Here is a 25,391-nt window from a genome sequence, read left to right on the forward strand (position 1 = left end):
TAACTGTTACCGTCTAAGCGTATGACCGGTAAACACTATTTAGCCGTGTTGCGGGCGCCGGGGATCGGCGTGTGGTTCGCTGTTCTGGTCTGTCAGCGCTTTCCGGTGGCCATGGCGCCGCTGGCGCTGGTCTTCCTCGGGCACGCCGTCACGGGCTCGTACGCGATCGGCGCCCTGCTCGGCGGCGGCCACGCGCTGGCCGAGGCGGTGGCCGCCGGGCCGCTGGGCAGGAGGTTCGACGTCAGACCGCCTGGCAGGGAGGCCGCTCTGGTGCTCGCCGTGGAGGCCGCCGCGTTCGCCGCCCTCGCCATCGTGGCCACGGTCCTCACGGCCGCCCCGGCGCTCGCCGTCGCCTCTTCCGGCGCGGTGGCCACGGTTGCGCTGCTCGGGCTCGCCGCGGTGGGGGGCGGGGTCTCGTCCGGGGCGCACGGTGGTCTCAGGGCGCTGCTGGTACGGCTGGCACCGGCCGAACACCGTGTCGCCGCCCTCAGCCTCGAGTCGGCGGCCAGTACCACGGTGTGGACGGTCGCCCCGGCCCTGGTGGGCGGGCTGGCTCTGCTGGATGCCCGGATACCGGTCCTGGCCATGGCGGCATTGGCGGCGGCCGGTGCCGTCGTGGGGCGGCGGCTGCGCGATCCGGGACAGCCTCCGGCGGTAGCGGCGGCCGGGTGGTGGCGGGCGAGTTGGCCGGCCATGGTGTACGACGGGGGGCTGATGTTCGCGTTCGGCGCCGTCAGCCTGGCGCTGCCGGTGCTGCTGACCGACCTCGGGGCCGGGGCCGGGCTGTCGGGGCCGGTACTGACCGCGTTCGCGCTCGCGGGCGCCGGGGGAGGGCTCGCCTATGGGTCGCGAGCCTGGCGGGGTTCGCCGCTCGGGCACGCGGCGCTGCTGGCGGGCGGTATCGGCCTGGCGCTCGGAGCCGCCGCGCTGGTGCCGGCGCTGGGGGCGGTCGTGGCGCTGTTCGCGGTGGCGGGGCTGCTGGAGACGCCCGCGCTGACGGCCAGGGCGGTGGCGCTTCAGGACCGGTTGCCGCCCTCGCAGTGGGCGGCGGGGTTCTCGGGCATGTACGCGGCGGCCGGGCTCGGCTACGGCGCGGCGGGACTCGCGGTGGCGTGGCTGGTGGACCGGGTGGGCGCGCAGGCCGCGATCGGGTTGTGCGTGCTGATGGGCACCGCACTCACCCTGGGCTCCTCGGCCGCCGAGGCCGCCGGCACCGGACGCCAGTTCGAGGCGCCGTCCGCCGAGATGTGATGATGAATCGTCGCGTCTCCCCGGAGGCGGGGCCGTTCGCCGTTCGTCATCGTGTGGGAGTTCGTAGTGGTTGAGCATGTGCTCGTTGCCCCCGACAAGTTCAAGGGGTCGCTGACCGCCGCCGAGGTGGCGGCCCATGTGTCGGCGGGGCTGGGCGTCCCGGCGGTAGAGCTGCCTGTCGCCGACGGGGGAGACGGCACCGTGGACGCGGTCGTGGCCTGCGGCTTCGCCCGCGTCTCCCGCCAGGTCACCGGGCCCACGGGCGAGCCCGTCCAGGCTTCGTACGCGCGGCGCGGCGAGACCGCCGTGGTCGAGCTCGCCGAGGCGTCCGGCCTGCGCCGCCTTCCCGGCGGGCTCGAGCCGCTCACCGCCACGAGCTACGGCACCGGCGAGCTCGTCGCCGACGCGATCCGCCAGGGCGCCAAGCGCATCGTGCTGGGCCTGGGCGGCAGCGCCTGCACCGACGGGGGCGCGGGCATGGCGCAGGCGCTCGGCGCCCGCTTCCTCGACGCTCAGGGCGACGAGCTCGAGTACGGCGGAGCCGCCCTGGGCAGGCTCGACCGCATCGACATCACCGGTTTCACGGACATGACGGGTATCGAGGTGGTGGTGGCCAGCGACGTCGACAACCCGCTCCTCGGCCCGCACGGCGCCGCGGCGGTCTACGGCCCGCAGAAGGGCGCGACCCTGGAGGAGGTGCCGGTCCTGGACCGGGCGCTCGCCCGCCTCGCCGCCGTCGCCACCCGCACGCACGGTCTCGCGGGCGCCGTCGAGCACGACGACGTACCCCGCCCGATGGGCGTCGCCGGGGCTCCGGGCGCGGGGGCCGCGGGTGGCGTGGGGTTCGCCGCGCTGGCGTTCCTGCACGCCGAGGTCCAGCCGGGCATCGACTACCTGCTCGACCTGCTCGGGTTCGGTGAGCACGTCAAGGGGGCCCGCCTGGTGATCACCGGTGAGGGCTCGCTGGACGAGCAGTCGCTGCGCGGCAAGGCCCCTGTCGGCGTCGCCCAGGCGGCTGCCCGGGCGGGCGTGCCGGTGGTCGCCGTGTGCGGCCGCCGTACCCTGTCCGACGCCGAGCTCCGGGCGGCCGGCATCGAGGCCGCCTACGCCCTCACCGACCTGGAGCCCGACCCGGCCCGCTGCATGGCCGACGCCGCCGCGCTCCTCGAACGCCTGGCCGCCGAGCTCGCCGCCGACCGCCTTTGACCGAACGTACGGCCTTGGAGTGGATATGACCGGCTACGACCTGGTGGTCCGATCGCGCAGGACCGTCACTCCCGACGGCGAGCGGGCCGCCTCGGTGGCCGTGCGCGACGGCCGGATCGCCGCGATCGGCGCGTACGGTGACGCGGTCGAGGCGGCAGAGGACGTCGACCTGCGCGACCTCGCGCTGCTGCCCGGCCTGGTCGACACCCACGTGCACGTCAACGAGCCGGGCCGCACCCACTGGGAGGGGTTCGCCTCGGCCACCAGGGCGGCTGCCGCGGGCGGGGTCACCACGATCGTGGACATGCCGCTCAACTCGCTCCCGCCCACCGTCACCGTGGACGCGCTCGACGCGAAGCTGCGCGCCGCCGCCGGGCAGTGCCACGTGGACGTCGGTTTCTGGGGCGGCGCGATCCCTGGCAACGTCAAGGACCTGCGCCCCCTGCACGACCGCGGTGTCCACGGCTTCAAGTGCTTCCTGTCGCCGTCGGGTGTGGAGGAGTTCCCGCCGCTCAGCCCTTCGGAGGTACGCCAGGCGCTCACGGAGCTCGCCGGGTTCGACGGCTTGATGGTCGTTCATGCCGAGGACCCGGCGCTGCTCGCCGAGCCGACCGGTCCCACGTACCGCGAGTTCGTGGACTCCCGGCCGGGCACGGCCGAGCGCAGCGCGGTCGAGCAGGTGATCCGGCTGGCCAGGGAGACCGGCGCCCGGGTGCACATCCTGCACGTCTCCAGCGCTGACTGCCTGGAGCCGCTGGCCGCCGCCCAGGCCGAAGGGGTGCGCATCACAGCCGAGACCTGTCCCCACTACCTGACCCTGGCCGCCGAACAGGTGCCCGAGGGCGAGACCGCCTACAAGTGCTGCCCGCCGATCCGCTCCGCCGCCAACCGCGACCTGCTCTGGGAAGGGCTGGCGAGCGGCGTGCTGAGCTGCGTCGTCTCCGACCATTCGCCATCGCCGGCCGACCTCAAGGTGCCCTCGTTCGCGGCGGCCTGGGGTGGCATCGCCTCGCTCCAGCTCGGCCTGCCCGCCGTGTGGACCGAGGCGTCGCGCCGCGGTCACGGGCTGGCCGACGTGGTGCGCTGGATGTCCACCCAACCAGCAGCAATGGCCAATATTTCCGGAAAAGGCGCGATAAAGGTGGGCAATGATGCTGATCTGGTGGCTTTCGATGCCACAGCGGTCAGCCCGGTCGACGCGGCCCGGCTCCACCACAAGAACCCGGTGACGCCCTACCACGGCCACCTCCTCAAGGGCGCCGTCCTCACCACCTGGCTTCGCGGCCGGCCCACCGACGGCGTACCGCACGGAACCTTCCTGTTGGGAGAGCAGTAGATGCCCGGCTTCACCGCCCTGCCCGACCTCGCGCTGCGTACCCTCGGCGGCTCCGTGGTCGCCGCCAGCGACGAGTCCTTCGCCGAGAAGGAGAGCCTGATCCGGCCGGGACGCCCCGGCTTCCAGGCGGAGACGTTCGGCAACAAGGGCCAGGTGTACGACGGCTGGGAGACCCGGCGCCGACGCGAGCCCGGCCACGACTGGGCGATCGTCCGGCTCGGCCTGCCGGGCGTCGTACGCGGTGTGGTGATCGACACGGCCTGGTTCAAAGGCAACTACCCGCCCCACGCCTCGGTCGAGGCCGCGGCCGTGGACGGCTACCCGTCGCCCGCCGAGCTCGCCGACGCCGACTGGGTGGAGATCGTGCCGAGGAGCGACCTCAAGGGGGACGCCGAGCACGCTTTCGAGGTGACCGACGAATCCCGTTACACACACGTCCGGCTGAACATGTATCCCGACGGTGGGATCGCCCGGCTGCGCGTGCACGGCGAGGTCCGGCCGGATCTGTCCCTCTACGACGGGCTCAGCCTCGACCTGGCCGCCCTGGCGAACGGGGGGCGGGTCATCGCCTGCTCCAACGAGTTCTACTCGGCGCCCGACAACGTCCTGGCCCCCGGGTCGGCCCGCCACCAGGCGGAGGGCTGGGAGACCGCGCGGCGGCGCGAGGCCGGGAACGAGTGGCTGGTCATCCGGCTCGCCGCGCGCGGCGTCATCCGGCTGGCCGAGATCGACACCACGAACCTGCTGTTCAACGCGCCCGGATGGGTGTCACTGACCGGGTACGACGGTGACCGAGAGGTCGAGCTGCTGGCCAGGACGCGGTTGCAGCCCGACACGCCGCACCGGTTCCGCCTGGAGCACGCCGAGCCGGTCACGCGGGTGCGCGTCGACATCTATCCCGATGGAGGGCTGGCGAGGGTCCGGCTGTACGGCAACCTCGCCTGACAACCGGGTCACTGTGAGAGCCCGACGGTCGGGTTACTGCCAGAGGACCACAACCGCGCCGGGCGGACGTTCGCTGTTGCCCGCCGGGCGCTGGAACCGTACGACTCCATCGCCCGACAGCTTGCGGACCTGCACCCTGAAGCCGAGACGCTGTAACTCGTTCCTGGCGTCGCCGGCGTTCTTGCCCACCACCGACGGGACGAGCTGGAACTCCTGGTCGTCACGCGCCTCGTTGTCCTGATTGTCGCCGCGGAACCAGTCCCAGAAGTCGGTCTGGCACCGGGCCACCGTGATCATGGCCTGGGCGCCCTTGTCGACCTCGGCCTTGGCCTTGGGCGCCTGCGCGATCACCGTGCACGGCTCGGCCCTGTCGTCGACCTCGTTGACCTGCACCTGGAAGCCCTGGGTGCCGAGGTAGTTGGCCGCCTCGTCCTTGGGCATGCCGCCGACGTCGGGCATCACGAGCCCCGCGCTGACGTAGAGGTTGACCTTCGCGTTCTCCTTGACCTTCTCGCCCACGTCGGGCGAGGTGCGGATCACCTTGCCGCGCTCGATCTCCTGGTTGGCCTGCCGGCTGACGCGGTTGACGTCGAGCCCGGCCTTGCCGATCGCGGTGCGGGCCTCGGGCTCGGACATGCCCTCGACGTTGGGCACCAGCACCCGCTTCGGGCCCAGCGAGGGCACCAGCGTGAGGGCCGCGCCCCGCTCGACCTCGACGTTGCGCCCCGGGTCGGTCCTCAGTACGAGGCCCTCGGCCACCTTCTCGTCGTGCTGGCCGGGCGCCGTCTTCACCTGGAAGCCCTGGGCGGAGGCGGCCCTCTGGGCAGCCGCCAGATCCGTGCCGACCAGGTTGGGCACCGGCACGTACGTGGTCTGCGAGAAGTACCAGCCCGTCAGCGCCACCGCCACCACCATGACTGCGGCGAGCGCGACCAGGAACCAGTTGGGCTTGAAACCGGCGCGCCGCGCGGGGAACTCCTCGCGCGGCTGGATCATCGTATGGTTCGGCACCACCTGCGTCATCGCGTGCGGCGCGGTGACGGGTCTGGAGCTCGGCATCGAGTACGGCATGGAGCGCGCCCCGGACGCCCCCGCATGCGGGGGCGGCGTCGTCGTACGGGGCAGCATGCGGTGCGCGTCCACGGCCGCCACCAGCATCGCGGTCGCGTCGGCGGGACGGTCGTCGGGGGAGCGGGCCGTGGCGTGCGTCACCAGCGTGTCGATCAGCGGCGGCACCTCCGGCACCACGGAGGACGGCGGCGGCACGGTGTCGTGGACGTGCCGGTAGGCCACCGACATCGGCGTCTCGCCGTCGTAGGGCTGCTCGCCGGTCACCAGCTCGAACAGCATGATGCCCGCCGCGTAGACGTCGCTGCGCACGTCGGCGCCGCCGGTCATGACCTGCTCGGGCGACATGTAGCCGATCGTGCCGATCATCACGCCGGTGCGGGTCTGGTTGGTCGCCTCGATGGCCCGGGCCAGGCCGAAGTCCACCACCTTGACCCGGCCGTCGTCGGTGAGCAGGACGTTCTCGGGCTTGACGTCGCGGTGCACCATGCCGGCCTGATGGGCCGCGCCCAAGGCCGCGAGCACCGGGATCATGATCTCCAGCGCCTCGCGGGCGGGCAGCCTGCCCCGGTCGCGCAGGGTGTCGCGGAGTGTCCTGCCGGGGACGTACTCCATCGACAGATAGACCACGTCCCCGTCGGTGCCCTGGTCGAAGACGTGCACCACGTTGGGGTGGGAGAGGCTGGCCACAGACTTGGCCTCGCCGATGAACCGCCGCACGAACGCCGGGTCCTCGGCGAGCGAGCGATGCATGACCTTCAGCGCGACCGTGCGGTCAAGCCGGACGTCTAGCGCCAGGTAGACGGTCGCCATACCGCCCCGCGCGATCCGGGACTCGATGCGGTAACGCCCATCGAGCAGCCGTCCGACGAGAGGGTCCGCTGTCGTCGTGTCCACCCCGCTGAGTTTACGGGCGTTTTGCCACTGGCAAGGCCTGACCATCCGAAACCGATGCCGAGCCGTGCTCGTTGGAACGCGCCTATCTGGAACATAACCGGACATATCCCGTCTCGTCCGCTCCGCGTGGCGCTGGTGGCTACGGACCCGTCGGGGCCTCCGCGCGGCTACGGACCCATCCGGGGCCTCTGTACGGCTATGGGCCTGTCGGGGAGGAGGCCTCCGCGTAGCGGCGGCGGGGGATGCGGCCCGCCTGGTGGGCGAACCGGCCCGCCTGGACGGCCGCTCTCATGGCCGTCGCCATCAGCTCCGGCCGCTGCGCCCTGGTGACGGCCGTGGCCAGGAGTACGGCGTCGCAGCCCAGCTCCATCGCCAGGGCGGCGTCGCTGGCCGTACCGATGCCCGCGTCGAGGATCACCGGCACCGAGGCCGCCTCCACGATGAGCTCGATGTTGTGCGGGTTGCGGATGCCGAGGCCCGAGCCGATCGGCGCGCCGAGCGGCATCACCGCCGCACACCCGGCCAGCTCCAGGCGACGCGCCAGCGCCGGGTCGTCCCCGATGTACGGCAGCACCACGAACCCGTCGGCCACCAGCCGTTCGGCCGCGTCGAACGTCTCGATCGGGTCCGGCAGCAGCGTCCGCTCGTCGGCGATGACCTCGAGCTTGACCCAGTTCGTACCGAGCGCCTCCCTGGCCAGGCGGGCGGTCAGCACGGCGTCGCCCGCCGTGAAGCAGCCGGCGGTGTTGGGCAGGACCTTGATGCCGCGTTCGCGCAGCACGTCGAGCACCGAGCCGGGCGCGCCGGGGTCGAGCCGCCGCATGGCGACGGTCGTCAGTTCGGTGCCGGACGCGACCAGCGCCTGATCGAGCACCTCCAGCGACGGCGCGCCGCCGGTGCCCATGATGAGCCGGGAGGAGAACTTCTCTCCGGCTATGAGCAGATCATCCACCTTGCACCGCCGTCAGCACTTCCATCCGGTCGCTGTCGCCGAGCGCCGTCGTCTCCCAGGCGCTCCGCGTCACCACCTCGTCGTTCACGGCCACGGCCACGCCGGTCGTGGCCGTGGTGAGCGTGAGTACGGCCTGCGCCACGGTGGTGCCGTCGGGCACCTCGTGTGGCGCCCCATTGATGGTCACATTCATGAAATATCCCGATACCTCAGCGGCGAGCACAGCTCCGCGAGCTCGCTCTCCTCGCCCAGCAAGATGGCCGCCGTGAGCGGGGCCAGCAGCACCCCGCCCCGGTGATGCCCGGTGGCCAGCACCAGCCCGGGCGTCCCGCTGGGCCCGATGAGCGGGACGTTGTCCGGTGTGCCCGGACGCAGCCCCGCCACCACGTCGGCGATCTCCAGCTCGGTGACGCCCGGCACCAGCTCGTGGGCGTCCCGCAGCAGCTCGTACAGTCCGCCCGCCGTCACCCTCGTGTCGAACCCCAGCTCTTCCTGCGTCGCCCCGACCACCAGCTCACCGTCACCCCTCGGCACCAGGTACACGGGTTTCCCGTGCACCGTCCCGCGTACACACCTGCCGAGCAGGGGCTGGGGGGAACGCAGCCGCATGATCTGCCCCTTGACCGGCCGCACCGGGACATCGGCCAGCCCGGCACTCCACGCCCCAGCCGCCAGCACGACCCGCTCGCCCCGGATCTCGGCGGGGATGTCCGCCTGCGGGAGGCCCTGGTCCGGGGTGGCTGTCCTGTCCGGGGTGGTTGTCCTGTCCGGGGTGGCCGTCTGGTTCGGGGTGGCCGTCTGGTCCGGGGGTGCGAGGCGTACGCCCACGACCTGGTCGCCCATGTCGCCGTCCCGGAGTAGTTCGCTGACGCGAGCCCGGACGATGGGGACGCCCAGGCGGTCGAGTGCGGCTAGGAGCGCGGCGGTGACACGGCGCGGGTCCACCCACGCGTCTCCACGGGCCAGCAGCCCACCGCGTACGGAGGGCGCCAGCATGGGCTCCAGCCGACGGCACTCGCGCCCGGTCAGCCGCTCGACCGGTAGCCCCAGCTTCTCCATGAACGCGGCCAGCTCACCGAGCGCCGCCAGATCGTCGGCCCCGAACGCCACGGCCAGCGTCCCGTCGACCCGGAAGTCCAGCCCGGCCCGCGCAGCCTCGCTGAGCCCGCTCACGACCGCTTCAGGCGCCCTGGCCTCGTCAACTTCAGACGCTCCAGCCTCGTCAAGGCGGGTGGCGGCGGGTCCCGTACCGGCGTCGAGGCCGGCGTCGGTGGCGAGTTCGGAGGCGAAGGACGGCCAGCGGCGCAGTGCGGCGAGGCCCAGTCGGAGCAGCGGCTCCTCCGTGTACGTGACCTCGCTCACCGGCGCCAGCATGCCCGCCGCCGCGTGCGAGGCCCCAGTGGCCGGAGCCGGGTCGACCACGGTGACCGGCCGCCCCGAGCGGGACAGGCGCCAGGCGATGGACAGCCCGACGATCCCGCCGCCTACGACGATGTCCACGTCCGCTCCCTTCGCCGGCATGATCCGGATCAGGTGTCTTGCGGTCGAAGGCCCGGTGCAGCCTTCCTCTCAGCCCGGTAAACGGCCGGACTCCCGCGCGTCTTACGCCTCCACCCTACGGCCTCGGCGCGACGCCCAGGCACGGGCCCCGTTATGGTCTTGAACGTGAATCATGTGGTGGTGGCAGGCGCCGGTCTGGCCGGCGTACGGAGTGTCGAGGCGCTGCGCGCGAAAGGGTTCGACGGCAGGATCACGCTGATCGGGCAGGAGCGGCACCGGCCATATGACCGGCCACCGCTGTCGAAGGCGGTCCTGTCGGGCAGCAGTGACTCCAGCTTCGTCGACGCCGACCTCGCCGTGCTGGAGGTGGACTTCTGGCCGGGCGTCTCGGCCAAGGCGCTGCGTCCCGGCGTCGTCGAGACCACCGAGGGCGAGCTCGCCTACGACGGCCTGGTGATCGCCACCGGAGCCGAGCCGATCACGCTGCCCGGCGACGGCCGCCAGCACGTGCTGCGCACCCTCGACGACGCGCTGGAGCTGCGCGCCCGGCTGGTCAAGGGCGCCGGCGTGGTGATCATCGGCGCTGGTTGGATCGGTGCCGAGGTGGCCACCGCCGCCCGCCGGGCCGGCTGCGAGGTGACCGTGATCGAGGCGGGCCCCACCCCGCTCGCCCAGGCGGTCGGTCCGGAGATCGGCGCCCGCACCCAGGGCTGGTACGAGGGCATCGACCTGCGGCTCAACACCCTGGTCGGCTCCGTGGACGACGGCGGCGTGACGCTGGCGGACGGAAGCCTCATCGAGGCGCACGTGGTCGTCACCGGCGTCGGAGTACGCCCGGCGGTCGGCTGGCTCGCGGGCTCCGGCGTCGACCTGGACAACGGCGTCGTCACCGACGAGCACCTGCGTACGTCCCTGCCGAACGTCGTGGCCGTGGGCGACTGCGCCGCCTGGTGGTCGCGCCGGTTCGAGACCAGGTTGAGGGTCGAGCACTGGGACGCCGCGCTCAACGCGCCCGAGGTGGCCGCCGCCACCCTGCTGGGCGTGGAGGCCGCCTACGACCCAGTGCCCTATTTCTGGTCCGAGCAGTTCGGCCACATGGTCCAGTACGCGGGCCACCACCCGGCCGGAGACCGCCTCCTCTACCGAGGCGAACTCGGCGGGAAATGGTCGGCCTGCTGGCTCACCTCGGACGACACCCTGGCCGCGGTACTCGCCGTGGACCGGCCCCGAGACCTCGTCCAGGGCCGCAGAATCATCGAAGCCGGGCACCGCGTAGACGCCGAACGCCTGGTAGATCCCGACCTCTCCCTACGGGATTGTGTTGTTTGAGCAAGCACGCCATGTGGTAGTTGTGGTTTCGTGACGCTTTCTGTTGCGCAGATCGACCGGGAGACCGACCAACTCGTCGCCGAGTGGCTCACTCTCCCCGAAGTGGCCGCGCGCCTCGACCTCTCGATTGGGCGGGCCAAGCAACTCCTCAAGGATCGGAAACTGCTCGGTGTGCGCCGGGGTGGTGGTGGGCCACAAGTGCCCGCGGTGTTCCTTGATGGAAAGGACGTGATGAAGGGTCTGCCCGGCACACTCTCCGTGCTGCGAGACTCCGGTTACGACGACATCGAGTCGCTTCGCTGGCTCTTCACTCCCGACGACTCCCTGCCCGGCTCGCCCGTCGACGCCATCAGGGCCGGTCGCCATACCGAGGTCAAACGGCGTGCTCAAGCCCTCGCTTTCTGAGGCCCGCCTCTACCTCTGCACGGACGGCCGTCGCGAACGCGGTGACCTGGCCGACTTCCTCGACGCGGTGCTGGCCGCGGGCGTGGACATCGTCCAGTTGCGGGAGAAGGGACTGGAGGCGCGCGAAGAGCTCGCGCTCCTCGAGGTCTTCCGTGACGCCTGCGACCGGCACGGCCGGCTGCTGGCGGTCAACGACCGGGCCGACATCGCGTACGCCGCCCGCCCCGACGTGCTCCACCTGGGGCAAGACGATCTTCCGGTGAAGGTCGCGCGAGAGATACTCGGCGACGACGTCTTCATCGGACGGTCCACCCACTCCGTCGCCGAGGCTTCCGCCGCGGCTGTGGAGGAGGGCGTCGACTACTTCTGCTGCGGTCCCGTCTGGCCGACGCCGACCAAGCCGGGCCGCCACGCGCCGGGGCCGTCGCTGCTCCGGCACGCGGCGTCGCTCGGCAGCGGGCGGCCGTGGTTCGGCATCGGCGGCATCGACCTGGGCAATCTCGACCAGGTGCGGTCGTATGGGGTCGAACGGGTTGTAGTGGTACGTGCCATCACGGACGCCGAGGACCCGGGTGCCGCGGCGGCGGAGTTCGCCAAGCGCCTGGCCCGCTGACAGACGCGCGCGGGCGCCGCCCGGCGCCCGCGCCCTACTCAGCTCGTACGTGCGGCCGCTCAGAGTACGCGTGAGGTCGCTCAGGCGTGCCTGAGAGTGACCGGTTGCGCGTGTGGTGGCTCAGGTTGTGAGTAAGAGTGACCGGTTGGGCGTGTGGTGGCTCAGGTTGCGTGTGAGAGTGATGGTTGGGCGTGTGGTGACCTCAGGTTGTGCGTGAGGTGGCGGCCACCGCCAGGTCCGACAGGGCCGCGCGGGCGTCCGGTGTGATGGGCACCTTGCCGAGGAACGTCAGCGCCTCGCCGAGGTAGTCGCCGATCATGTCCTCGCACTGGCGCAGCGCCCCGGTGCCGTCGATGATGCCCCGCAGCGTGGCCACCCCGTCCTCGTCGAGTCCGGGATCGCCCAGCAGGGCGCGCACCGTCTCGGCGTCGCCGGGTGCGGCCGATGCCAGGGTCCGCGCGATGAGCATCGTCCGCTTGCCCTCGCGCAGGTCGTCGCCCGCCGGCTTGCCGGTCTGCGCCGGGTCCCCGAACACGCCCAGGATGTCGTCGCGCAGCTGGAAGGCGATGCCGACCCGCCGGCCGTACTCCATGCAGAGCTCGTCCATCCACGGCTCCAGGCTGCCGGCGGCGAGCACCAGGCCGAGGCGGAGCGGTTGTTCGACGGAGTATTTGCCGCTCTTGTAGAGGGCGACGCGCAGGGCGGACTCGAAGGTGTTCTCGCCGTGCGCCTGCTCCAGCAGATCGAGATATTGACCACACATCAGCTCGGTACGCATGTGGTCGTGCACCGGCTGGGCCGCCGACAGCGACTCGGGCGGCAGGCCGCTGCTGCGCCACATCTCGCCGGACCAGATCAGCAGCAGGTTGCCCAGCAGGATCGCCGCGCCCTCCCCGAACTGCTCCGCCGAGCCGTGCCAGCCCGACTTCTCGTGGATGGCCTCGAAGCGGCGGTGCGCGGACGGCATGCCCCTGCGCAGGTCGCTCTTGTCCATCACGTCGTCGTGCACCAGCGCGCTGGCCTGGAGCAGCTCCAGCGAGGCGGCGGCGGTGAAGATCCCGGGCACGTCGGTGCCGCCCGCGCCCCGCCAACCCCAGTAGCAGAAGGCCGGGCGCAGCCGCTTGCCACCGGACAGCAGGTCCTCGGCGGCGGCGCGGAGCGGCTCGAGCTCGGTGTCGCCGGGGGCGGGCAGCTGCCGTTGGACGAACGTCCGCAGCGCGGCGTCCACCTTGGCACGCAGGGCGTCCAGGCTCGCGGCGTCAGTGGTCATGCATCTGAGACTAGTGGCCGGGCGGCCAAGCCGGATCTCCAGGGACGACTTGGCCACCAAGCCGGATCTCCAGAGACGGGGCTTGTGGCGGTAGCCTGGGTCACATGGCGCTTGGTCGACCCTCCATCCTGCCCGATCGTGTTCCCACCGTCCGTGAGCTTCTCGCGTCCGGTGGCCGGTCGTTCTCCTTCGAATTCTTCCCACCGAAGACGGACGAGGGGGAACGGCAGCTGTGGCGGGCGATCAGAGAGCTCGAGTCGCTGCGGCCGACGTTCGTGTCGGTGACCTACGGCGCGGGCGGCTCCAACCGCGACCGCACCGTGGACATCGTCGAACGGCTGGCCCACGACACCACGCTCACCCCTGTGGCGCATTTCACCGCGGTCAACCACTCGATCCGCGAGCTGCGCCACCTGATCGGCCGCTTCGCGGACGCGGGGGTGCGCAACATCCTCGCCGTGCGGGGCGACCCTCCCGGCGACCCGACAGGCGAGTGGGTCCAGCACCCCGAAGGCGTCCTCTACGCCGAAGAGCTCGTGCGGCTGATCCGGCAGGTGGGCGACTTCTGCGTGGGCGTGGCGGCGTTCCCGTACAAACACCCGCGCTCGCCGTCGATCGAGTCCGACACCGACTTCTTCGTACAGAAGTGCCGGGCCGGCGCCGACTACGCGATCACCCAGATGTTCTTCCAGGCCGACGACTACCTGCGGCTGCGCGACCGGGTGGCGGAGCAGGGGTGTGACACGCCGATCATCCCGTGCATCATGCCGGTCACGCAGATGAGCACGATCGCCAGGTCGGAGCAGCTGTCGGGGGCGCCGTTCCCGGCGGACCTGGCGGCCCGCTTCGAGGCGGTGGCCGACGACCCGGCGGCCGTGCGGCGGCTGGGCATCGACCACGGGGTGGAGCTCTGCCAGCGGCTGCTCGATGAGGGCGCCCCGGGCATCCACTTCATCACGTTCAACCGATCCAGCGCGACGCGAGAGGTGTTCGAGCGGCTTGCTCCGGCCGAGGCGCTGTCCGCGTAACCCGGCGCATCCTGGCCTTCTAGATCCTTTGGTGCGACCCCTGTGACGGTCCGGCGGAGTGGAGGAAGGCGTCCGTCGCGGTCGGGGTCCCTGGGGAGGGATAGCTCTTTCGTGGGAGAAGAAGAACGACCCTCGGTGAGGGGACCTCGTGCCGGTGCTCCGCCCGCAGGGGGATCGGGCGGATGGCCGGTTGCCCTACGTAGTGAAGATTGCCCAGAGTGACGGGTGGCAAACCACAAGTCACGAGACGGCCAATGACACGCCGGTTCGTTCTCCGGCCTAGTCGAAGAACTGCCAGATGCTGAACCTGCGCACGTAGAGAGGCACGGCATCCCGGCCGAGCACCCTGATGCGCCTGATGCGTGTCTTCTGGTTCATCTTGACCTTCACGCACTTCAGGTGCGCGCCATGGAACCCAGGCAGGGCGGAGTAGGAGATGGACACGGCGCGGTGCGCCAGACCCCGGTCGGAGAGTCCCAGCCCCACCTCCCGGTAGAGGCGCCTCGAACCCTTCAGGGCGAACGCGGTGGAGCCGATGAGCGCGTGATTCGCCTTCGGCGGGCAGTGCACGAAGATCCGGACGTGGCTGGCCTGACGGGGATCCCAGGGGAGGACGCGGAGCGACGGGACGTTCTTCAACTCCGGGGGGATGGCGGTCTTGGAACTCTTCTTGTTGGTGCTCGCGGTCGACGTGGGTGTGGGCGTAGGTGTGGGGGTGGGGGTCGGCTCGGGTGGGGTGCCCTGGCTCACCAGGAGAGTGGCGGCCACTCCGATTCGTGTGACGAGACGCATAGGTTCCTCCTGCCGGACGTCCGGGTGGTGTGACGTGGGCGTCGGTGCAGGGGGAGGTGCCCGGGATTGACGCGGATGGGGGCGCCAGGTTGATCGTCTTTATTATGTCGGTGGCGCGGCGAACAGGGCGGAGCCGCGCTGGTACGAACCTGGAACGAACCGGGTCAGGGCCGCGCTGGGGTCAAGCCGCCGTGGTCAAAAGCCGTCGTGGTCAAAAGCCGTCGTGGTCACAGGGGGAGGGGTCTGCCCACGATCGCGTACTGCTCGTAGCCGCCCGGGAAGAGGAATGGGCTCAGCAGGTCGGTGAAGCCCATGCTGGCGTACAGGTGGCGGGCCGTGGTGGGGCGGTCGTGGGTGGACAGCACCGCCGAACGCTCGCGGCGGCCCGCGCACAGCGTGGCGATCATCGCCCGGCCGATGCCCTTGCCCTGGTAGTCGGGGTGCATGTGGATCTCGGCCAGCTCGAACGCGTTACCCAGCCACGCGTCGGCGACCTCCCTGCCCGCCTGGCTCTCCAGCGCGCGGAACACGACATCGTGCCACCACTGGCCCGGCGCGCCCCGGAAGCCGTAGGCGAAGCCGACGATCTTCGGGGGGTACGCTTCCGGCTCCTCACGCAATTCAGCGAAATAGCACTGGAAATATGGGTATGTCCCGTGATTCCGCATGATGGCCTTGCGGCCGGTGATCTGGTCCGCGGGCGGGCGCATGGCGGCGGCGTAGATGCCGATCACCGTGTCCAGGTGTTCGGTGAACTCCGCCTGTCCCGCCCCACGAAACTCGATCACGCGTCGCACACTACTCGACGTCGACGGGGGTGCCACCGGTGATCCGCACCAGCTCATCGAATGTGGTGGGAAAGACCGTGAGCGGATGCCCGCCGGCGGCCCATACGACCTCGTGCTTGCTCAGCCAGTTGTCCACCAGGGTCCGCACCGGGGCCGGATGCCCGACGGGCGCGACGCCGCCGATCGGCTGGCCCGTCGCCGCCCTGACGAACTCCGGCGTCGCCCGCCGTACCTTCTCGACCCCCGCCGTGCGGGCGATCAGCTCGACGTCGACGCGGTGCGCGCCGCTGGTCATGACGAGGAGCGGCGTGCCGTCCGCGTCGAAGATGAGGCTGTTGGCGATGGCGCCGACCTCACAGCCGACCTGCGCGGCGGCGGTGGCCGCAGTGGGCGCTTTTTCCGGCAATACGATGATTTCTCCCTCCGCGCCTAGCGCGCGAAGCGCGGTTTCCACCAGAACGGCGTTGGCAGGCAACTTCTCAGGCATGGGCACACTCTAAACAGGTTGACCATTGCATTAACCTGACATGGTCCTTTGATCAGAATGTTCATGGTTTGAGAGGTGGTACGGGTGGGGGACCGACGGCTGCCCGGCGTGGCTGCTCTCTTGACGGCTGGCGCCCTAGTCCTGACAGGGTGCGGTACGACCGTCACCCATGCGCGGTCGGCGGCCGCGCCCGCGATCGTTTCCATCACAACAACACCCATCACAACAACACCCACCGCGGCGCCGCCGACTGTGGCGGCCTCCGAGGCCGGGCCCACCACGACCGTCGCCGCGCCCAAGAAGACGCTCAAGCTGGGCTCCAAGGGCAAGGCGGTCACCTGGCTGCAGACGCGCCTCAAGGAGCTCGGCTACCGGCCGGGCCGGGCCGACGGCAGCTACGGCGGGTCCACGATGACGGCTGTCTGGGCCTTCCAGAAGGTCAACGGCATCCGGCCCACCAGCACGATCGCCAAGCGCACGTGGACCGCGCTGGAGAACCCCAGGACCCCCAAGGTCCTGGTCAAGAACGGCAAGCCGACCCGCGCCGAGGTCAACCTGACCAAGCAGATCATGGTCCTGTACGTCGACGGCCAGGTGAAGCTGATCACCCACATCTCGTCCGGCAGCGGCGTCCCGTACTGCGAGACGGCGAAGTGGCAGGGCAAGAGCCAGCGCTTCTGCGGCTCGGCCAGGACGCCCACGGGCGACTTCAAGACGACGTGGCGGGCCAAGGGCTGGCACAGGTCGTACCTGGGGCAGCTGTACAACCCGATCTTCTTCAACGGCGGCATCGCCTTCCACGGCGCGCTGTCGGTGCCGCTGTACCCGGCGTCGCACGGGTGCGTGCGGATGCCGATGAACGTGGCCGTCGAGCTGCCCGGGCTGCTCGGCAAGGGCGTGCCGGTGCACGTACGCCGCTAGCCTCGCCGGTGACAGGTCCGTGAGCTTCGGGACGTTCCCGTCCGGAGTTCGCGGACCTTTCGGCATCCGGGTCCGGCGCTTACGACGGCCCGCGCCCGTCAGCGGGGGAGCCGGGGGCGACCAACCCCGTCTCGTACGCGAGCACGACCGCCTGAACCCGGTCCCTGAGGCCGAGCTTGGACAGGATGCGCGCCACGTGGGTCTTCACCGTCGTCGGGCTGAGGCTCAGCCGGTCGGCGAGTTCGGCGTTGCTCAGCCCGGTGGCGAGCAGGCGCAGCACCTCCAGTTCCCGGGGTGTCAGCTCCGACAGGTCGCGGTGAACGGCGGCCCTGGCCTCGTCACGGCGGGCGAAGCGTTCGACCAGGCGGCGGGTGATCGACGGGGCGAGCAGGGCGTCACCCGCGCGGACCAGGCGCACCGCGGCCACCAGGTGCTCGGGTGTGACGTCCTTGAGCAGGAACGCGCTGGCCCCCATGGTGAGCGCCGCATAGACATAGTGATCGAGGTCGTAGGTGGTCAGGATGAGGACGCGGGTCTCGTCCGAGGCGCCTGCCATGATCTGGCGGGTGGCTTCGAGGCCGTCCATCTCCGGCATCCGGATGTCCATCAGCACGACGTCGGGCCGGGTGCGGCGGACCGCGGCGACGGCTTCGGCGCCGTTGGCCGCCTCGGCCACCACCTCGATGCCGTCGGCGGCGAGGATCATCCCGAACCCGCCGCGTACCAGCGCCTGGTCGTCGGCGATGACCACGCGCAGAGGCTTGGTCACGTCCATGGAAGCCTCGCCTTGGTCTGGTAGCCGCCGCCGCTCCTTGGTCCCGCCTCCAGGGTGCCGTCGTAGAGCGCGAGCCGCTCGCGTAGCCCGATCAGCCCCCTGCCCTGGCCGTCTCCGGCGCGCGTCGCCTGGCTGCCGCCGGTGTCGGTGATCTCGATCTCCAGCCAGTCGCCGCTGTGGCCGATCGTGACGGACGCCGCGGCGCCGGCCGCGTGCTTGATGGTGTTGGTCAAGGCCTCCTGCACAACGCGGTACGCGGCCAGGTCCACCCCAGGCGGCAGCGGGCCGGGCGGTGGAGAGACCTCGACGCTGACCGGTATTCCGGCTTCGCGAACCCGTTTGATCAAGGAGTCCAGCTGGTCGAGTCCCGGTTGTGGTTCGAGCCCGTCGGCGCTGCTCACCGCCCGCGCGCTTTCCGTGCCGGCGAGTAGGCCCATGACGTGGCGGAGTTCGGCCATGGCGGCCCGGCCGCCGGCTTCGACCGCCAGCATGGCCTGCTTCGACCGATCCGGGGCCGTGTCCATGACCTTGCGCGCCGCTCCGGCCTGAATGACCATCACGTTCACATTGTGGGTGACGACGTCGTGGAGTTCGGCGGCGATCCGGGAGCGCTCCACCTCGACGGCCCGGCGCATGGCCTCCTCCTGAGCCTGCCGCAGTGCGTCGATCTGCTGCCTCCAGAACCGGCCGAGACTCGCGGCGACTCCAGCGCTGAGCAGTACCACGAACGGGCCCAGCCAGCTCGGCAACGGCGGTAAGGAGTCCTGGAAGGCCGCGCCGGCCAGGACGGTCGCGAGGACGAGGCCGCCCATCGCCGGCGCCCGGTGACGACTGTGGGCCACGGCGCCATAGGCGGCGATGGCGAACGTCAGCACGGTGATCCAGGTCGCGTCGTCGGCGGTGGCCAATGCCGCGACCAGCACCACCCCGAAGGTGATCAGCGGATAAAGCCGCCGTACCGCCAGCGGCAACGCGGTCAGAACCACCAGAAGGGGAAGCGGGCCCTGGTCGGCGGGGGGAGTGACCGGCCGGACCAGACCGTCGGGCCGGTTGTCGCTACTTCGTGGCTGAGGAGAGGGCCGCGGTTTCACGGGCTCCATCAGTTTCAAGGGCGCCAGCAGGGAGTGTTGTCGCACGTCGAGGCGGTGGAGAGCACCGTCGGTCGTGCTGGCCGTAGCGGCCACCGCGATAGCGGTCAGGAGGATCGCGAGCAGCAGGTCGGCGAGGAGCGACCGGCGCGAGGGCCGGGCGGATTCCTGCTCAGGACGCAGCACATTCAGCCCGAGCCGCCACCATCCACGTCGTTCGCTCACCGTCACTGATGCATTGTCCCGACTGCACGGCAGGTCCCGCGTCCGCCTCGGTGACCGGGCCCGACGTCCTCCAGGAGTACATCGCAGGGATGACACGGCTGGGGGTCGTCCCGAAGAAGGGGTCTATATCGGCATAACAGAGGACGCGGGCGAATCTCCGCGGCGCATAGCTTGCTTGCTGCCATCGGCCGCCCGTGGAGACTCCATCGAGGCGGCCGCTCCGATTCGGAAGGACAACAGTTGATGGGTCATGTGATAAATCCGACGCTGCGCCGAGGCGTCATCGCCGTCGCAACCCTGCTCGCCTTCGTGGCCGTCACCTCCTGCGCTCCCGCGTCCGCGACCGGGCCGGCCCGGTCCGACGGCCCCTCGCGCACGCCGTCGCCGAACCCTGCCAGGCCCGCCTCCGCCGCTCTGACGTCTCTCCGGAGCGGTACGCCGTACCTCCCCAAACCGACAGGGTCCCAGCCGGTCGGCACCACGTCCTTGTACCTCAAGGACACCTCCCGCGCCGACCCCTGGGTGCCCAGCGTGAAGGCGAGGGAACTCATGGTCTCCCTTTGGTATCCGGCGAAAGCCCGCGGCCGGAAGCCGGCTCCGTACATGACCGCCAAGGAATCAGAACTCCTCATGAAAGACGGGGAGATAACCGGTCTGCCGCTCGATCTGCTCAGCAAGACGCGGACCAACGCGACCACCGACGCCGAACCCGCCGGTCATCGGCGCGGGCTGCCGCTGGTGGTGCTCTCCACTGGCTTCACCGAGCCCCGGAGCTCGCTCACCGCACTGGCCGAAGACCTGGCGAGCAGGGGGTACGCGGTGGTCTCCATCGGCCACACGTACGAGAGCGCGACGAGTTTCCCCGGCGGACGGATCACCACCTGCGTGGCATGCGAGGTCAAGGAGAAGGACCAGGCATTCTGGGACAAGGTTGGCGCGACCAGGGCGGCCGACGTCTCCTTCGTGCTGGACGCTCTGACGCGCGCACATCCCCAATGGAAGAGCGCCGCGCTGATCGACCCGTCCAGAATCGCGATGGCCGGTCACTCGGCGGGCGGCGCGAGCGCCGTGGGTGCCATGCTCAAGGACTCGAGGGTACGCGCCGGGATCGACATCGACGGCACCGCGTTCGTCCCGGTTCCGGAGAGCGGGTTGCCGCGGCCGTTCCTCTTCCTGGGCACGCAGGCGAAGCACAGCCCGGGCGGAAAGGACGTCTCATGGGATGGCGTCTGGCAGAACCTGACGGGATGGAAGCGCTGGCTCGTGGTGGCGGGGGCGGAGCACGTCTCGTTCACCGACATCGCCGTGCTGGGCGAACAGATCGGCATCTACCGGAACACCGACCTGCCCCCTGCCCGTTCCATGGGGATCACCCGCACGTACGTGGCGGCGTTCTTCGACCTGCACCTGCGCGCGAAGCCGCAGCCGCTGCTCAACGAGCGATCACCCCGTTTCCCCGAAGTCAAGCTGTGTGACGTCGAGCAGAAGACGTGCGCCTAGACCCCCTACTCAACCCCTACAGATGCGGTGCGGAGGGCTTTTTCCGCCGCTGTGCCCCCTAAATATCCCGACTTCCCTGGCCGAAATCACCGCAGGCGTCCTGTCATGGAAGGCGCCGAGGGGGCAGGCCGCCGTTCCGGTGCTCGCCCACACCCCAACGAGAGGTGCTGTGCCATGCGGAGACGCCTGCGTGCCGGAGCGGCGCTGGCCGCCGTCCTTGTGCTGAGCCTGACCGCGCCGCCGGTGGCGGCGCAGTCACGGCAGGCCGCGGACCAGGTCGTCCCCGGGCTCAGGCAGCCGGTCGAGCTGATCGTCGACGAGTGGGGTGTTCCGCACATCTACGCCCAGAACACCGACGACCTCTTCCTGGCCCAGGGATTCAACGCGGCCAGGGACCGGCTGTTCCAGATCGACCTCTGGCGGCGTCGCGGCCTGGGCGAGCTCTCCGCGGTCTTCGGCTCCGCCTACCTGGAGCAGGACAAGGCGACAAGGATGTTCCTGTACCGCGGGAACATGGACCGGGAATGGGCGAGCTACGGCCCCGGAGCCAAGCAGGCGGCGACCCGTTTCACCGAGGGCGTCAACGCCTACGTACGGTGGCTCGAGCGGAACCCCGACAGCATGCCGCCCGAGTTCCGGCAGCTCGGATACGCGCCCGCGCTCTGGCGGCCGGAGGACGTGGTGCGGATCAGAAGCCACGGCATCTCCAAGAACGTCTTCAGCGAGGTGCTCCGCTCGCTCATCGTCTGCGCGGGCGGAACCGAGGACGCCGGAGCCCTGTGGCAGCTGGAACCCCAACACACCACAACTCTGCCCAAAGGGTTCGATCCCTGCTCCGTGCCCGTGGACGTACTGCGGACCTACGATCTGGCCACGCGGGGCGTGGTCTTCCAGAACGGCGCGCTACGCCTGGCCCCTGCCGACCCGGGGGCCGGCGAGGGCAGCAACAGCTGGGCGGTCTCGCCGGGCCGCTCCGCGACGGGCCGTCCCATCCTGGCCAGCGACCCGCACCGGTCGCTGACGGCGCCCTCCCTGCGCTATATGGCCCATCTGTCGGCGCCCGGGATCGACGTCATCGGGGCCGGTGAACCCGCGCTTCCGGGGATCTCGATCGGGCACAACGGCACCGTCGCGTTCGGCCTGACCATCTTCGGCACCGACCAGGAGGACCTCTACGTCTACCAGCTCGATCCCGCCGACCCGGGCAGGTACCGGTACGGCGACGGCTGGGAGCGCTTCACGACGATCACCGAGAAGGTGCCGGTCGCGGGCGGCTCGCCGGTCAACGTGGAGTTGCCCTTCACCAGGCACGGCCCCGTGCTCAAGATCGACAAGCAGCGCAACCTCGCGTACGCGCTGCGCACCACCTGGTTGGAGCCCGGCACGTCGCCCTACTTCGGCAGCCTGACGTACATGGGCGCCCGCGACTTCAAGCAGTTCGCCGCGGCCATGAGCACCTGGGGCGGCCCGCCCGAGAACCAGGTGTACGCCGACACCTCCGGCAACATCGGCTGGGTGCCCGGCGGTCTCACCCCCCGGCGCAACGGCTATGACGGTCTGTTGCCCGTGCCGGGCGACGGCCGCTACGAATGGAAGGGCTTCTACGACGGCGCCCGCCTGCCCCGCTCCTACAATCCGCCGCGAGGGGCGATCTCTTCGGCGAACGAGTTCGACCTGCCCGCGAACCACCCGGTCCAGGTGGGATTCGAGTGGGATCCTCCCTACCGCAAGCAGCGGATCGACGAAGTGCTCGCGGCGAGCCCACGGAGTTCCCTCGACGACTCGATCCGCCTGCAGGCCGACAAGGTGTCCAAGCCCGCCCAGCGGATCGTACGCCTGCTCGCCGGTCTGACGAGCGCGGATCCGGACACCCAGCGGGCGCTGACGCTGCTCCGGCCCTGGGACGGGGCGACGGACGCGGACTCGCCGGAGGCGGCGCTGTTCGAGCCGTGGTTCTCGCGTCATCTCGGGCCCGCCTTCCGCCGCGCGGTGCTGCCGCCGGCGGTGGCGGACTCCATCCCCGTCCTCGATGTCCGCGTGCTGATCGACGCGTTGGAGAACCCGGAACGCTGGTTCGGGACCGGAGGTAAGGCCGTGCGGGACGACCTGCTGGCCACGACACTGGCCGCCGCCTATCGCGAGGTCGCCGGGCGGCTCGGTGCCGACCCGCGGCTGTGGACGTGGGGCGCGCTGCAGTACACGGAGTTCGCCAGCCCCGTCGGCGCGAACGTGGGTCCCTTCCCCAGGGGCGGCTCGGCGTACACGGTGGACGCCTCCTCCTACAACGCCGCCACCTACCAGCAGACGTCCGGAGCGTCGTTCAAGATGGTGCTCGACGTCGGCAAGTGGGACGACTCCCGCGCGGTCAACGCTCCCGGCCAGTCCGGCGACCCGCGCAGCCCGCATTACCGGGATCTGGCGGAACGCTGGCGGTCGAGCGACTACTTCCCGCTCCTGTACAGCCGGGCCCAGGTGGCGCGGCACGCCGAAAGCACGATCAAGCTCCTCCCGCAGCGATAGCTTTGCGTGTCATGTCGTTCAACCACAATGACCACTATCATCCGCTTCTGCTCAAACAGATTCCCCAGGGCGCCGGGACCGCGCTGGACGTCGGCTGCGGGACCGGGCGGTTCGCGCGGCGGCTGGCCGCGAAGGGGCTGGTGGTCGACGCGATCGACTCCTCCGCCGAGGCCGTCGAGGCGGCCCGCTCGATCCCGGGTCCCGTACGGTACGAGCAGGCCGACATCGCGGTGGCGGAGCTACCGCGTGGAAAGTACGACTTCGTCTCGTGCCTGGCCAGCATCCACCATGTGCCCTTCGAGACGGTCAGCCGGTTACGCGGATCGCTCGCTCCCGGCGGGGTGCTCGCGATCCTGGGCTGCTATCGGGAGAGCATGCCCGCGGACTACGCGGTCAGCCTGTGCGCGGTGCCGGTGAACGCGGTCGCGCGTCTCCTTTCGGCGGCCCGGCCGCAGGAGGCGGAGGCTCCCACCGAGATGGTGGTCGCCAAGGCCATGATGACGTTGCCGGAGATCACCGCCGAGGCGGCGACGCTGCTGCCCGGCGCCTCGATCCGCCGCCTGCTGTTCTGGCGCTACCTGCTCGTCTACAAGGAGCCGATCAGCTAGGTCCCAGGTCCTGCCACAGGGCGTCGGGTACGGGATGGCGCAAGGCGGCCAGGTTGGCGGTGATCTGAGCCGGTTCGTGGGCGCCGACCAGGATCGAGTGCACGGCGGGATGCCGGAACGGGAACTGCAGGGCCGCGGCCGTGATCGGGACCTCGTGCTCCTGACACGCCGCCGCGATCCGCCGCACCTCCTCAGAAGCGTCGGCCGTCGGGTCGGCCAGCTCGCCGCGGTGCAGCAGGCTGGCCGCGACGACGGGGATGGCGCGTTCCTGGCACAGGGGCAACAGCTCCTCGAACGCCGACCGGCGCAGCAGTGTGCACTGGTTGGCGGCGAGCAGGAGGTCCGGGTCGGCGCGCTTGACGAAGTCGACGAGCATCCGCGACTGGTTCATGCCGACGCCGATCGCGCGCACCACCCCCTGGGCGCGCAGGTCGGCCAGGGCGGGGTAGGCCTCGTCCAGGGCCTGCGGCCAGTGGTGGTCGGGGTCGTGGATGAGCAGGATGTCGATCCGGTCCAGGCCGAGGCGCTCCAGGGAGTCCGAGACGCTGCGCAGGACGCCGTCGCGGGTGAAGTCCCACTCGACGTGCCGATCGTCGGGCACCGCGAAGATGCCCGCCCCGGGCGACCCGTTGGAGCCGGGCCGGACCAGGCGGCCGACCTTGGTCGACAGGAGGTACTCCGACCGGGGGCGGTCGCGCAGCGCCTTGCCCAGGCGCTGCTCGGCCAGGCCGAAGCCGTAGAAGGGGGCGGTGTCGAAGTAGCGGACCCCGGCCGCCCAGGCCGTGTCGATGACGGCCTGGGCCTGGGCGTCGGAGATGGGATGGAGGTAGTTCCCGAGGGGTCCGCCGCCCAGGCCCACCCTGGGGAGGGCTATCACGCCGGCGCCAGATGAAGCCTGCTACGCATCGACACCCGCTTCCTTGGCGGCTCGGTCGATCTGGGACAGTTCGTCGTCGGTGAAGTCGAGCCGGTCGACGGCCGCGACGTTCGCCGCCAGCTGCTCGGGACTCGACGCGCCCACGAGGACCGACGTGATGCGCGGGTCCCGCAGCGCCCAGGCCAGCGCCAGCTGGGCCACCGACTGCCCGCGGGCCGAGGCCACCTCGCCCAGCGCGCGGACGAAGGCCAGCACTTCGGGCGTGACTCGGTCGGTGGTGAGGAAGCGCCCCTCGGCCGCCCGCGAGTCCGCCGGGATGCCGTCCAGGTAGCGGTCGGTCAGCAGGCCCTGCGCCAGCGGCGAGTAGACGACGCAGCCGACGCCCTCCTGCTCCAGCACGCCCAGCAGCGACTCCTCGATGCGCCGGTTGAGCAGGGAATAGGCGGGCTGGTGCACGATCAGCGGGGTGCCGAGCTCGCGCAGCAGCCGGGCGGCCTCCGCCGTACGCTCGGGGGAGAAGTTGGAGACCCCGGCGTAGAGGACGCGGCCGGTGCGCACCATGTGGTCGAGCGTGCTCACCTGCTCTTCCAGCGGCGTCTCGGCGTCGTCGCGGTGCAGGTAGTAGATGTCCACGAAGTCCAGGCCGAGCCGGTCCAGGGAGCGGTCGAGCGTGGCCAGCAGGTGCTTGCGCGAGTTGCCCTTGCCGTAGGGGCCGTCCCACATGGGGTTGCTGCCCTTGGTGGTGACCACGATCTCGTCACGGAGGCCGCGCAGGTCCTGGCGGAAGATCGTGCCGAACGTCGACTCGGCGGCGCCGAGCGGCGGACCGTACCGGTCGGCGATGTCGAAATGGGTGATGCCTAGGTCGAGCGCCTTGTGCAGGATCGCCCGCTGGCTGTCCAGCGGCTTGCCGCCGCCGAAGTTGTGCCACAGGCCCAGCGAGACCGCGGGCAGTCGCAGACCGCTGCGGCCACATCTCCTGTACGGCTGGCGTTCGTAGTTCAAACAGC

Annotated in this window: 25 protein-coding genes and 1 riboswitch; of the genes, 12 read left to right on the forward strand and 13 right to left on the reverse strand. The window is 70.8% G+C overall.

The window, feature by feature from the left end; all coding sequences use genetic code 11:
- Positions 1 to 21: 21 nt before the first annotated feature.
- The 4 genes from AB0B61_RS42090 (at position 22) to alc (ending at position 4,738) form a co-directional block, all read left to right on the forward strand.
- Positions 22 to 1,251, forward strand: a complete 1,230-nt coding sequence (locus AB0B61_RS42090; protein WP_358444752.1) for a hypothetical protein — start codon at positions 22 to 24, stop codon at positions 1,249 to 1,251.
- A gap of 66 nt (positions 1,252 to 1,317) precedes the next feature.
- Positions 1,318 to 2,457 (forward strand): glycerate kinase, encoded by a 1,140-nt coding sequence (locus AB0B61_RS42095; RefSeq protein WP_358444755.1) that lies wholly within the window; start codon positions 1,318 to 1,320, stop codon positions 2,455 to 2,457.
- Between the two features lie 25 nt (positions 2,458 to 2,482).
- Positions 2,483 to 3,793: an allantoinase AllB gene (gene allB, locus AB0B61_RS42100; RefSeq protein WP_358444758.1), complete on the forward strand. Its 1,311-nt coding sequence runs from the start codon at positions 2,483 to 2,485 to the stop codon at positions 3,791 to 3,793.
- On the forward strand, positions 3,794 to 4,738 hold the full coding sequence (alc, locus tag AB0B61_RS42105) for an allantoicase (RefSeq protein ID WP_358444760.1): 945 nt from the start codon (positions 3,794 to 3,796) through the stop codon (positions 4,736 to 4,738).
- Between the two features lie 33 nt (positions 4,739 to 4,771).
- Here alc and pknB read toward each other — a convergent pair whose 3' ends face one another.
- The 4 genes from pknB to AB0B61_RS42125 all read right to left on the reverse strand — a co-directional run bounded on the left by pknB (position 4,772) and on the right by AB0B61_RS42125 (position 9,155).
- Entirely contained in the window at positions 4,772 to 6,703 is a 1,932-nt protein-coding gene (gene pknB, locus AB0B61_RS42110; RefSeq protein ID WP_358444763.1) for a Stk1 family PASTA domain-containing Ser/Thr kinase, read from the reverse strand.
- 196 nt (positions 6,704 to 6,899) lie between these two features.
- The gene (locus tag AB0B61_RS42115; protein ID WP_358444765.1) at positions 6,900 to 7,655 is read right to left on the reverse strand and encodes a thiazole synthase; all 756 of its coding nucleotides are present in this window, start codon (positions 7,653 to 7,655) and stop codon (positions 6,900 to 6,902) included.
- On the reverse strand, positions 7,648 to 7,848 hold the full coding sequence (thiS, locus tag AB0B61_RS42120) for a sulfur carrier protein ThiS (RefSeq protein ID WP_225298594.1): 201 nt from the start codon (positions 7,846 to 7,848) through the stop codon (positions 7,648 to 7,650). The genes AB0B61_RS42115 and thiS overlap by 8 nt, the downstream gene beginning before the upstream one ends.
- The gene (locus AB0B61_RS42125) at positions 7,845 to 9,155 is read right to left on the reverse strand and encodes an FAD-dependent oxidoreductase (RefSeq protein WP_358444769.1); all 1,311 of its coding nucleotides are present in this window, start codon (positions 9,153 to 9,155) and stop codon (positions 7,845 to 7,847) included. Before AB0B61_RS42125 ends, thiS begins: the two co-directional genes overlap by 4 nt.
- Positions 9,145 to 9,262: riboswitch (TPP riboswitch) on the reverse strand. It overlaps the preceding gene by 11 nt.
- A 58-nt stretch (positions 9,263 to 9,320) precedes the next feature.
- Here AB0B61_RS42125 and AB0B61_RS42130 point away from each other — a divergent pair.
- Genes AB0B61_RS42130 through thiE form a run of 3 tightly spaced genes read left to right on the forward strand, consistent with a single transcriptional unit; the run spans position 9,321 to position 11,502 of the window.
- The gene (locus AB0B61_RS42130) at positions 9,321 to 10,484 is read left to right on the forward strand and encodes an FAD-dependent oxidoreductase (RefSeq protein ID WP_358444772.1); all 1,164 of its coding nucleotides are present in this window, start codon (positions 9,321 to 9,323) and stop codon (positions 10,482 to 10,484) included.
- A 30-nt stretch (positions 10,485 to 10,514) separates the two neighbouring features.
- Positions 10,515 to 10,889, forward strand: a complete 375-nt coding sequence (locus tag AB0B61_RS42135; RefSeq protein ID WP_225298599.1) for an Rv2175c family DNA-binding protein — start codon at positions 10,515 to 10,517, stop codon at positions 10,887 to 10,889.
- Positions 10,867 to 11,502, forward strand: coding sequence for a thiamine phosphate synthase (gene thiE / locus AB0B61_RS42140; protein WP_358444774.1), 636 nt, complete (start codon positions 10,867 to 10,869; stop codon positions 11,500 to 11,502). The genes AB0B61_RS42135 and thiE overlap by 23 nt, the downstream gene beginning before the upstream one ends.
- A 202-nt stretch (positions 11,503 to 11,704) precedes the next feature.
- Here thiE and AB0B61_RS42145 read toward each other — a convergent pair whose 3' ends face one another.
- Complete coding sequence (locus tag AB0B61_RS42145; protein ID WP_358444777.1) at positions 11,705 to 12,772, reverse strand: polyprenyl synthetase family protein; 1,068 nt, start codon at positions 12,770 to 12,772, stop codon at positions 11,705 to 11,707.
- Between the two features lie 104 nt (positions 12,773 to 12,876).
- On the opposite strand from AB0B61_RS42145, the gene metF reads away from it, so the two are divergent.
- The gene (gene metF, locus AB0B61_RS42150; protein ID WP_358444778.1) at positions 12,877 to 13,800 is read left to right on the forward strand and encodes a methylenetetrahydrofolate reductase [NAD(P)H]; all 924 of its coding nucleotides are present in this window, start codon (positions 12,877 to 12,879) and stop codon (positions 13,798 to 13,800) included.
- A 279-nt stretch (positions 13,801 to 14,079) separates the two neighbouring features.
- Here metF and AB0B61_RS42155 read toward each other — a convergent pair whose 3' ends face one another.
- The 3 genes from AB0B61_RS42155 to AB0B61_RS42165 all read right to left on the reverse strand — a co-directional run bounded on the left by AB0B61_RS42155 (position 14,080) and on the right by AB0B61_RS42165 (position 15,867).
- The gene (locus AB0B61_RS42155) at positions 14,080 to 14,592 is read right to left on the reverse strand and encodes a hypothetical protein (RefSeq protein ID WP_358444781.1); all 513 of its coding nucleotides are present in this window, start codon (positions 14,590 to 14,592) and stop codon (positions 14,080 to 14,082) included.
- Between the two features lie 227 nt (positions 14,593 to 14,819).
- Positions 14,820 to 15,380 (reverse strand): GNAT family N-acetyltransferase, encoded by a 561-nt coding sequence (locus tag AB0B61_RS42160; protein ID WP_358444784.1) that lies wholly within the window; start codon positions 15,378 to 15,380, stop codon positions 14,820 to 14,822.
- Positions 15,381 to 15,390: 10 nt separating this feature from the next.
- Complete coding sequence (locus AB0B61_RS42165; RefSeq protein WP_358444787.1) at positions 15,391 to 15,867, reverse strand: YbaK/EbsC family protein; 477 nt, start codon at positions 15,865 to 15,867, stop codon at positions 15,391 to 15,393.
- Positions 15,868 to 16,119: 252 nt separating this feature from the next.
- Between AB0B61_RS42165 and AB0B61_RS42170 the strand changes: the two genes are divergently transcribed.
- Positions 16,120 to 16,788 (forward strand): L,D-transpeptidase family protein, encoded by a 669-nt coding sequence (locus AB0B61_RS42170; RefSeq protein ID WP_358444789.1) that lies wholly within the window; start codon positions 16,120 to 16,122, stop codon positions 16,786 to 16,788.
- A gap of 79 nt (positions 16,789 to 16,867) precedes the next feature.
- On the opposite strand, the gene AB0B61_RS42175 is transcribed toward AB0B61_RS42170, so the two are convergent.
- From AB0B61_RS42175 to AB0B61_RS42185, 3 genes are all read right to left on the reverse strand, one after another.
- Entirely contained in the window at positions 16,868 to 17,563 is a 696-nt protein-coding gene (locus AB0B61_RS42175; RefSeq protein WP_358444792.1) for a response regulator transcription factor, read from the reverse strand.
- Positions 17,554 to 18,876: a histidine kinase gene (locus AB0B61_RS42180; RefSeq protein WP_358444794.1), complete on the reverse strand. Its 1,323-nt coding sequence runs from the start codon at positions 18,874 to 18,876 to the stop codon at positions 17,554 to 17,556. The genes AB0B61_RS42175 and AB0B61_RS42180 overlap by 10 nt, the downstream gene beginning before the upstream one ends.
- Positions 18,877 to 19,124: 248 nt before the next feature.
- Positions 19,125 to 19,427 carry a hypothetical protein gene (locus tag AB0B61_RS42185; RefSeq protein WP_358445034.1) on the reverse strand — a complete coding sequence of 101 codons (303 nt, stop codon included), beginning with the start codon at positions 19,425 to 19,427 and terminating at the stop codon, positions 19,125 to 19,127.
- Here AB0B61_RS42185 and AB0B61_RS42190 point away from each other — a divergent pair.
- The 3 genes from AB0B61_RS42190 to AB0B61_RS42200 all read left to right on the forward strand — a co-directional run bounded on the left by AB0B61_RS42190 (position 19,363) and on the right by AB0B61_RS42200 (position 23,504).
- Positions 19,363 to 20,376 carry an alpha/beta hydrolase gene (locus AB0B61_RS42190; RefSeq protein ID WP_358445022.1) on the forward strand — a complete coding sequence of 338 codons (1,014 nt, stop codon included), beginning with the start codon at positions 19,363 to 19,365 and terminating at the stop codon, positions 20,374 to 20,376. The genes AB0B61_RS42185 and AB0B61_RS42190 overlap by 65 nt on opposite strands.
- Before the next feature lie 174 nt (positions 20,377 to 20,550).
- Positions 20,551 to 22,896: a penicillin acylase family protein gene (locus AB0B61_RS42195; RefSeq protein WP_358444797.1), complete on the forward strand. Its 2,346-nt coding sequence runs from the start codon at positions 20,551 to 20,553 to the stop codon at positions 22,894 to 22,896.
- An 11-nt stretch (positions 22,897 to 22,907) separates the two neighbouring features.
- Entirely contained in the window at positions 22,908 to 23,504 is a 597-nt protein-coding gene (locus AB0B61_RS42200; protein ID WP_358444799.1) for a class I SAM-dependent methyltransferase, read from the forward strand.
- Here AB0B61_RS42200 and AB0B61_RS42205 read toward each other — a convergent pair.
- Together AB0B61_RS42205 and AB0B61_RS42210 are read right to left on the reverse strand one after the other, a co-directional pair.
- Positions 23,497 to 24,381 carry an aldo/keto reductase gene (locus tag AB0B61_RS42205; protein ID WP_358444801.1) on the reverse strand — a complete coding sequence of 295 codons (885 nt, stop codon included), beginning with the start codon at positions 24,379 to 24,381 and terminating at the stop codon, positions 23,497 to 23,499. The two genes, AB0B61_RS42200 and AB0B61_RS42205, sit on opposite strands and share 8 nt — an antisense overlap.
- A gap of 21 nt (positions 24,382 to 24,402) precedes the next feature.
- Complete coding sequence (locus tag AB0B61_RS42210) at positions 24,403 to 25,386, reverse strand: aldo/keto reductase (RefSeq protein WP_358444803.1); 984 nt, start codon at positions 25,384 to 25,386, stop codon at positions 24,403 to 24,405.
- Positions 25,387 to 25,391: the final 5 nt, after the last annotated feature.

Origin of the sequence: Nonomuraea sp. NPDC049158 (genome assembly GCF_040648335.1) — a bacterium.
GTDB lineage: Bacteria > Actinomycetota > Actinomycetes > Streptosporangiales > Streptosporangiaceae > Nonomuraea.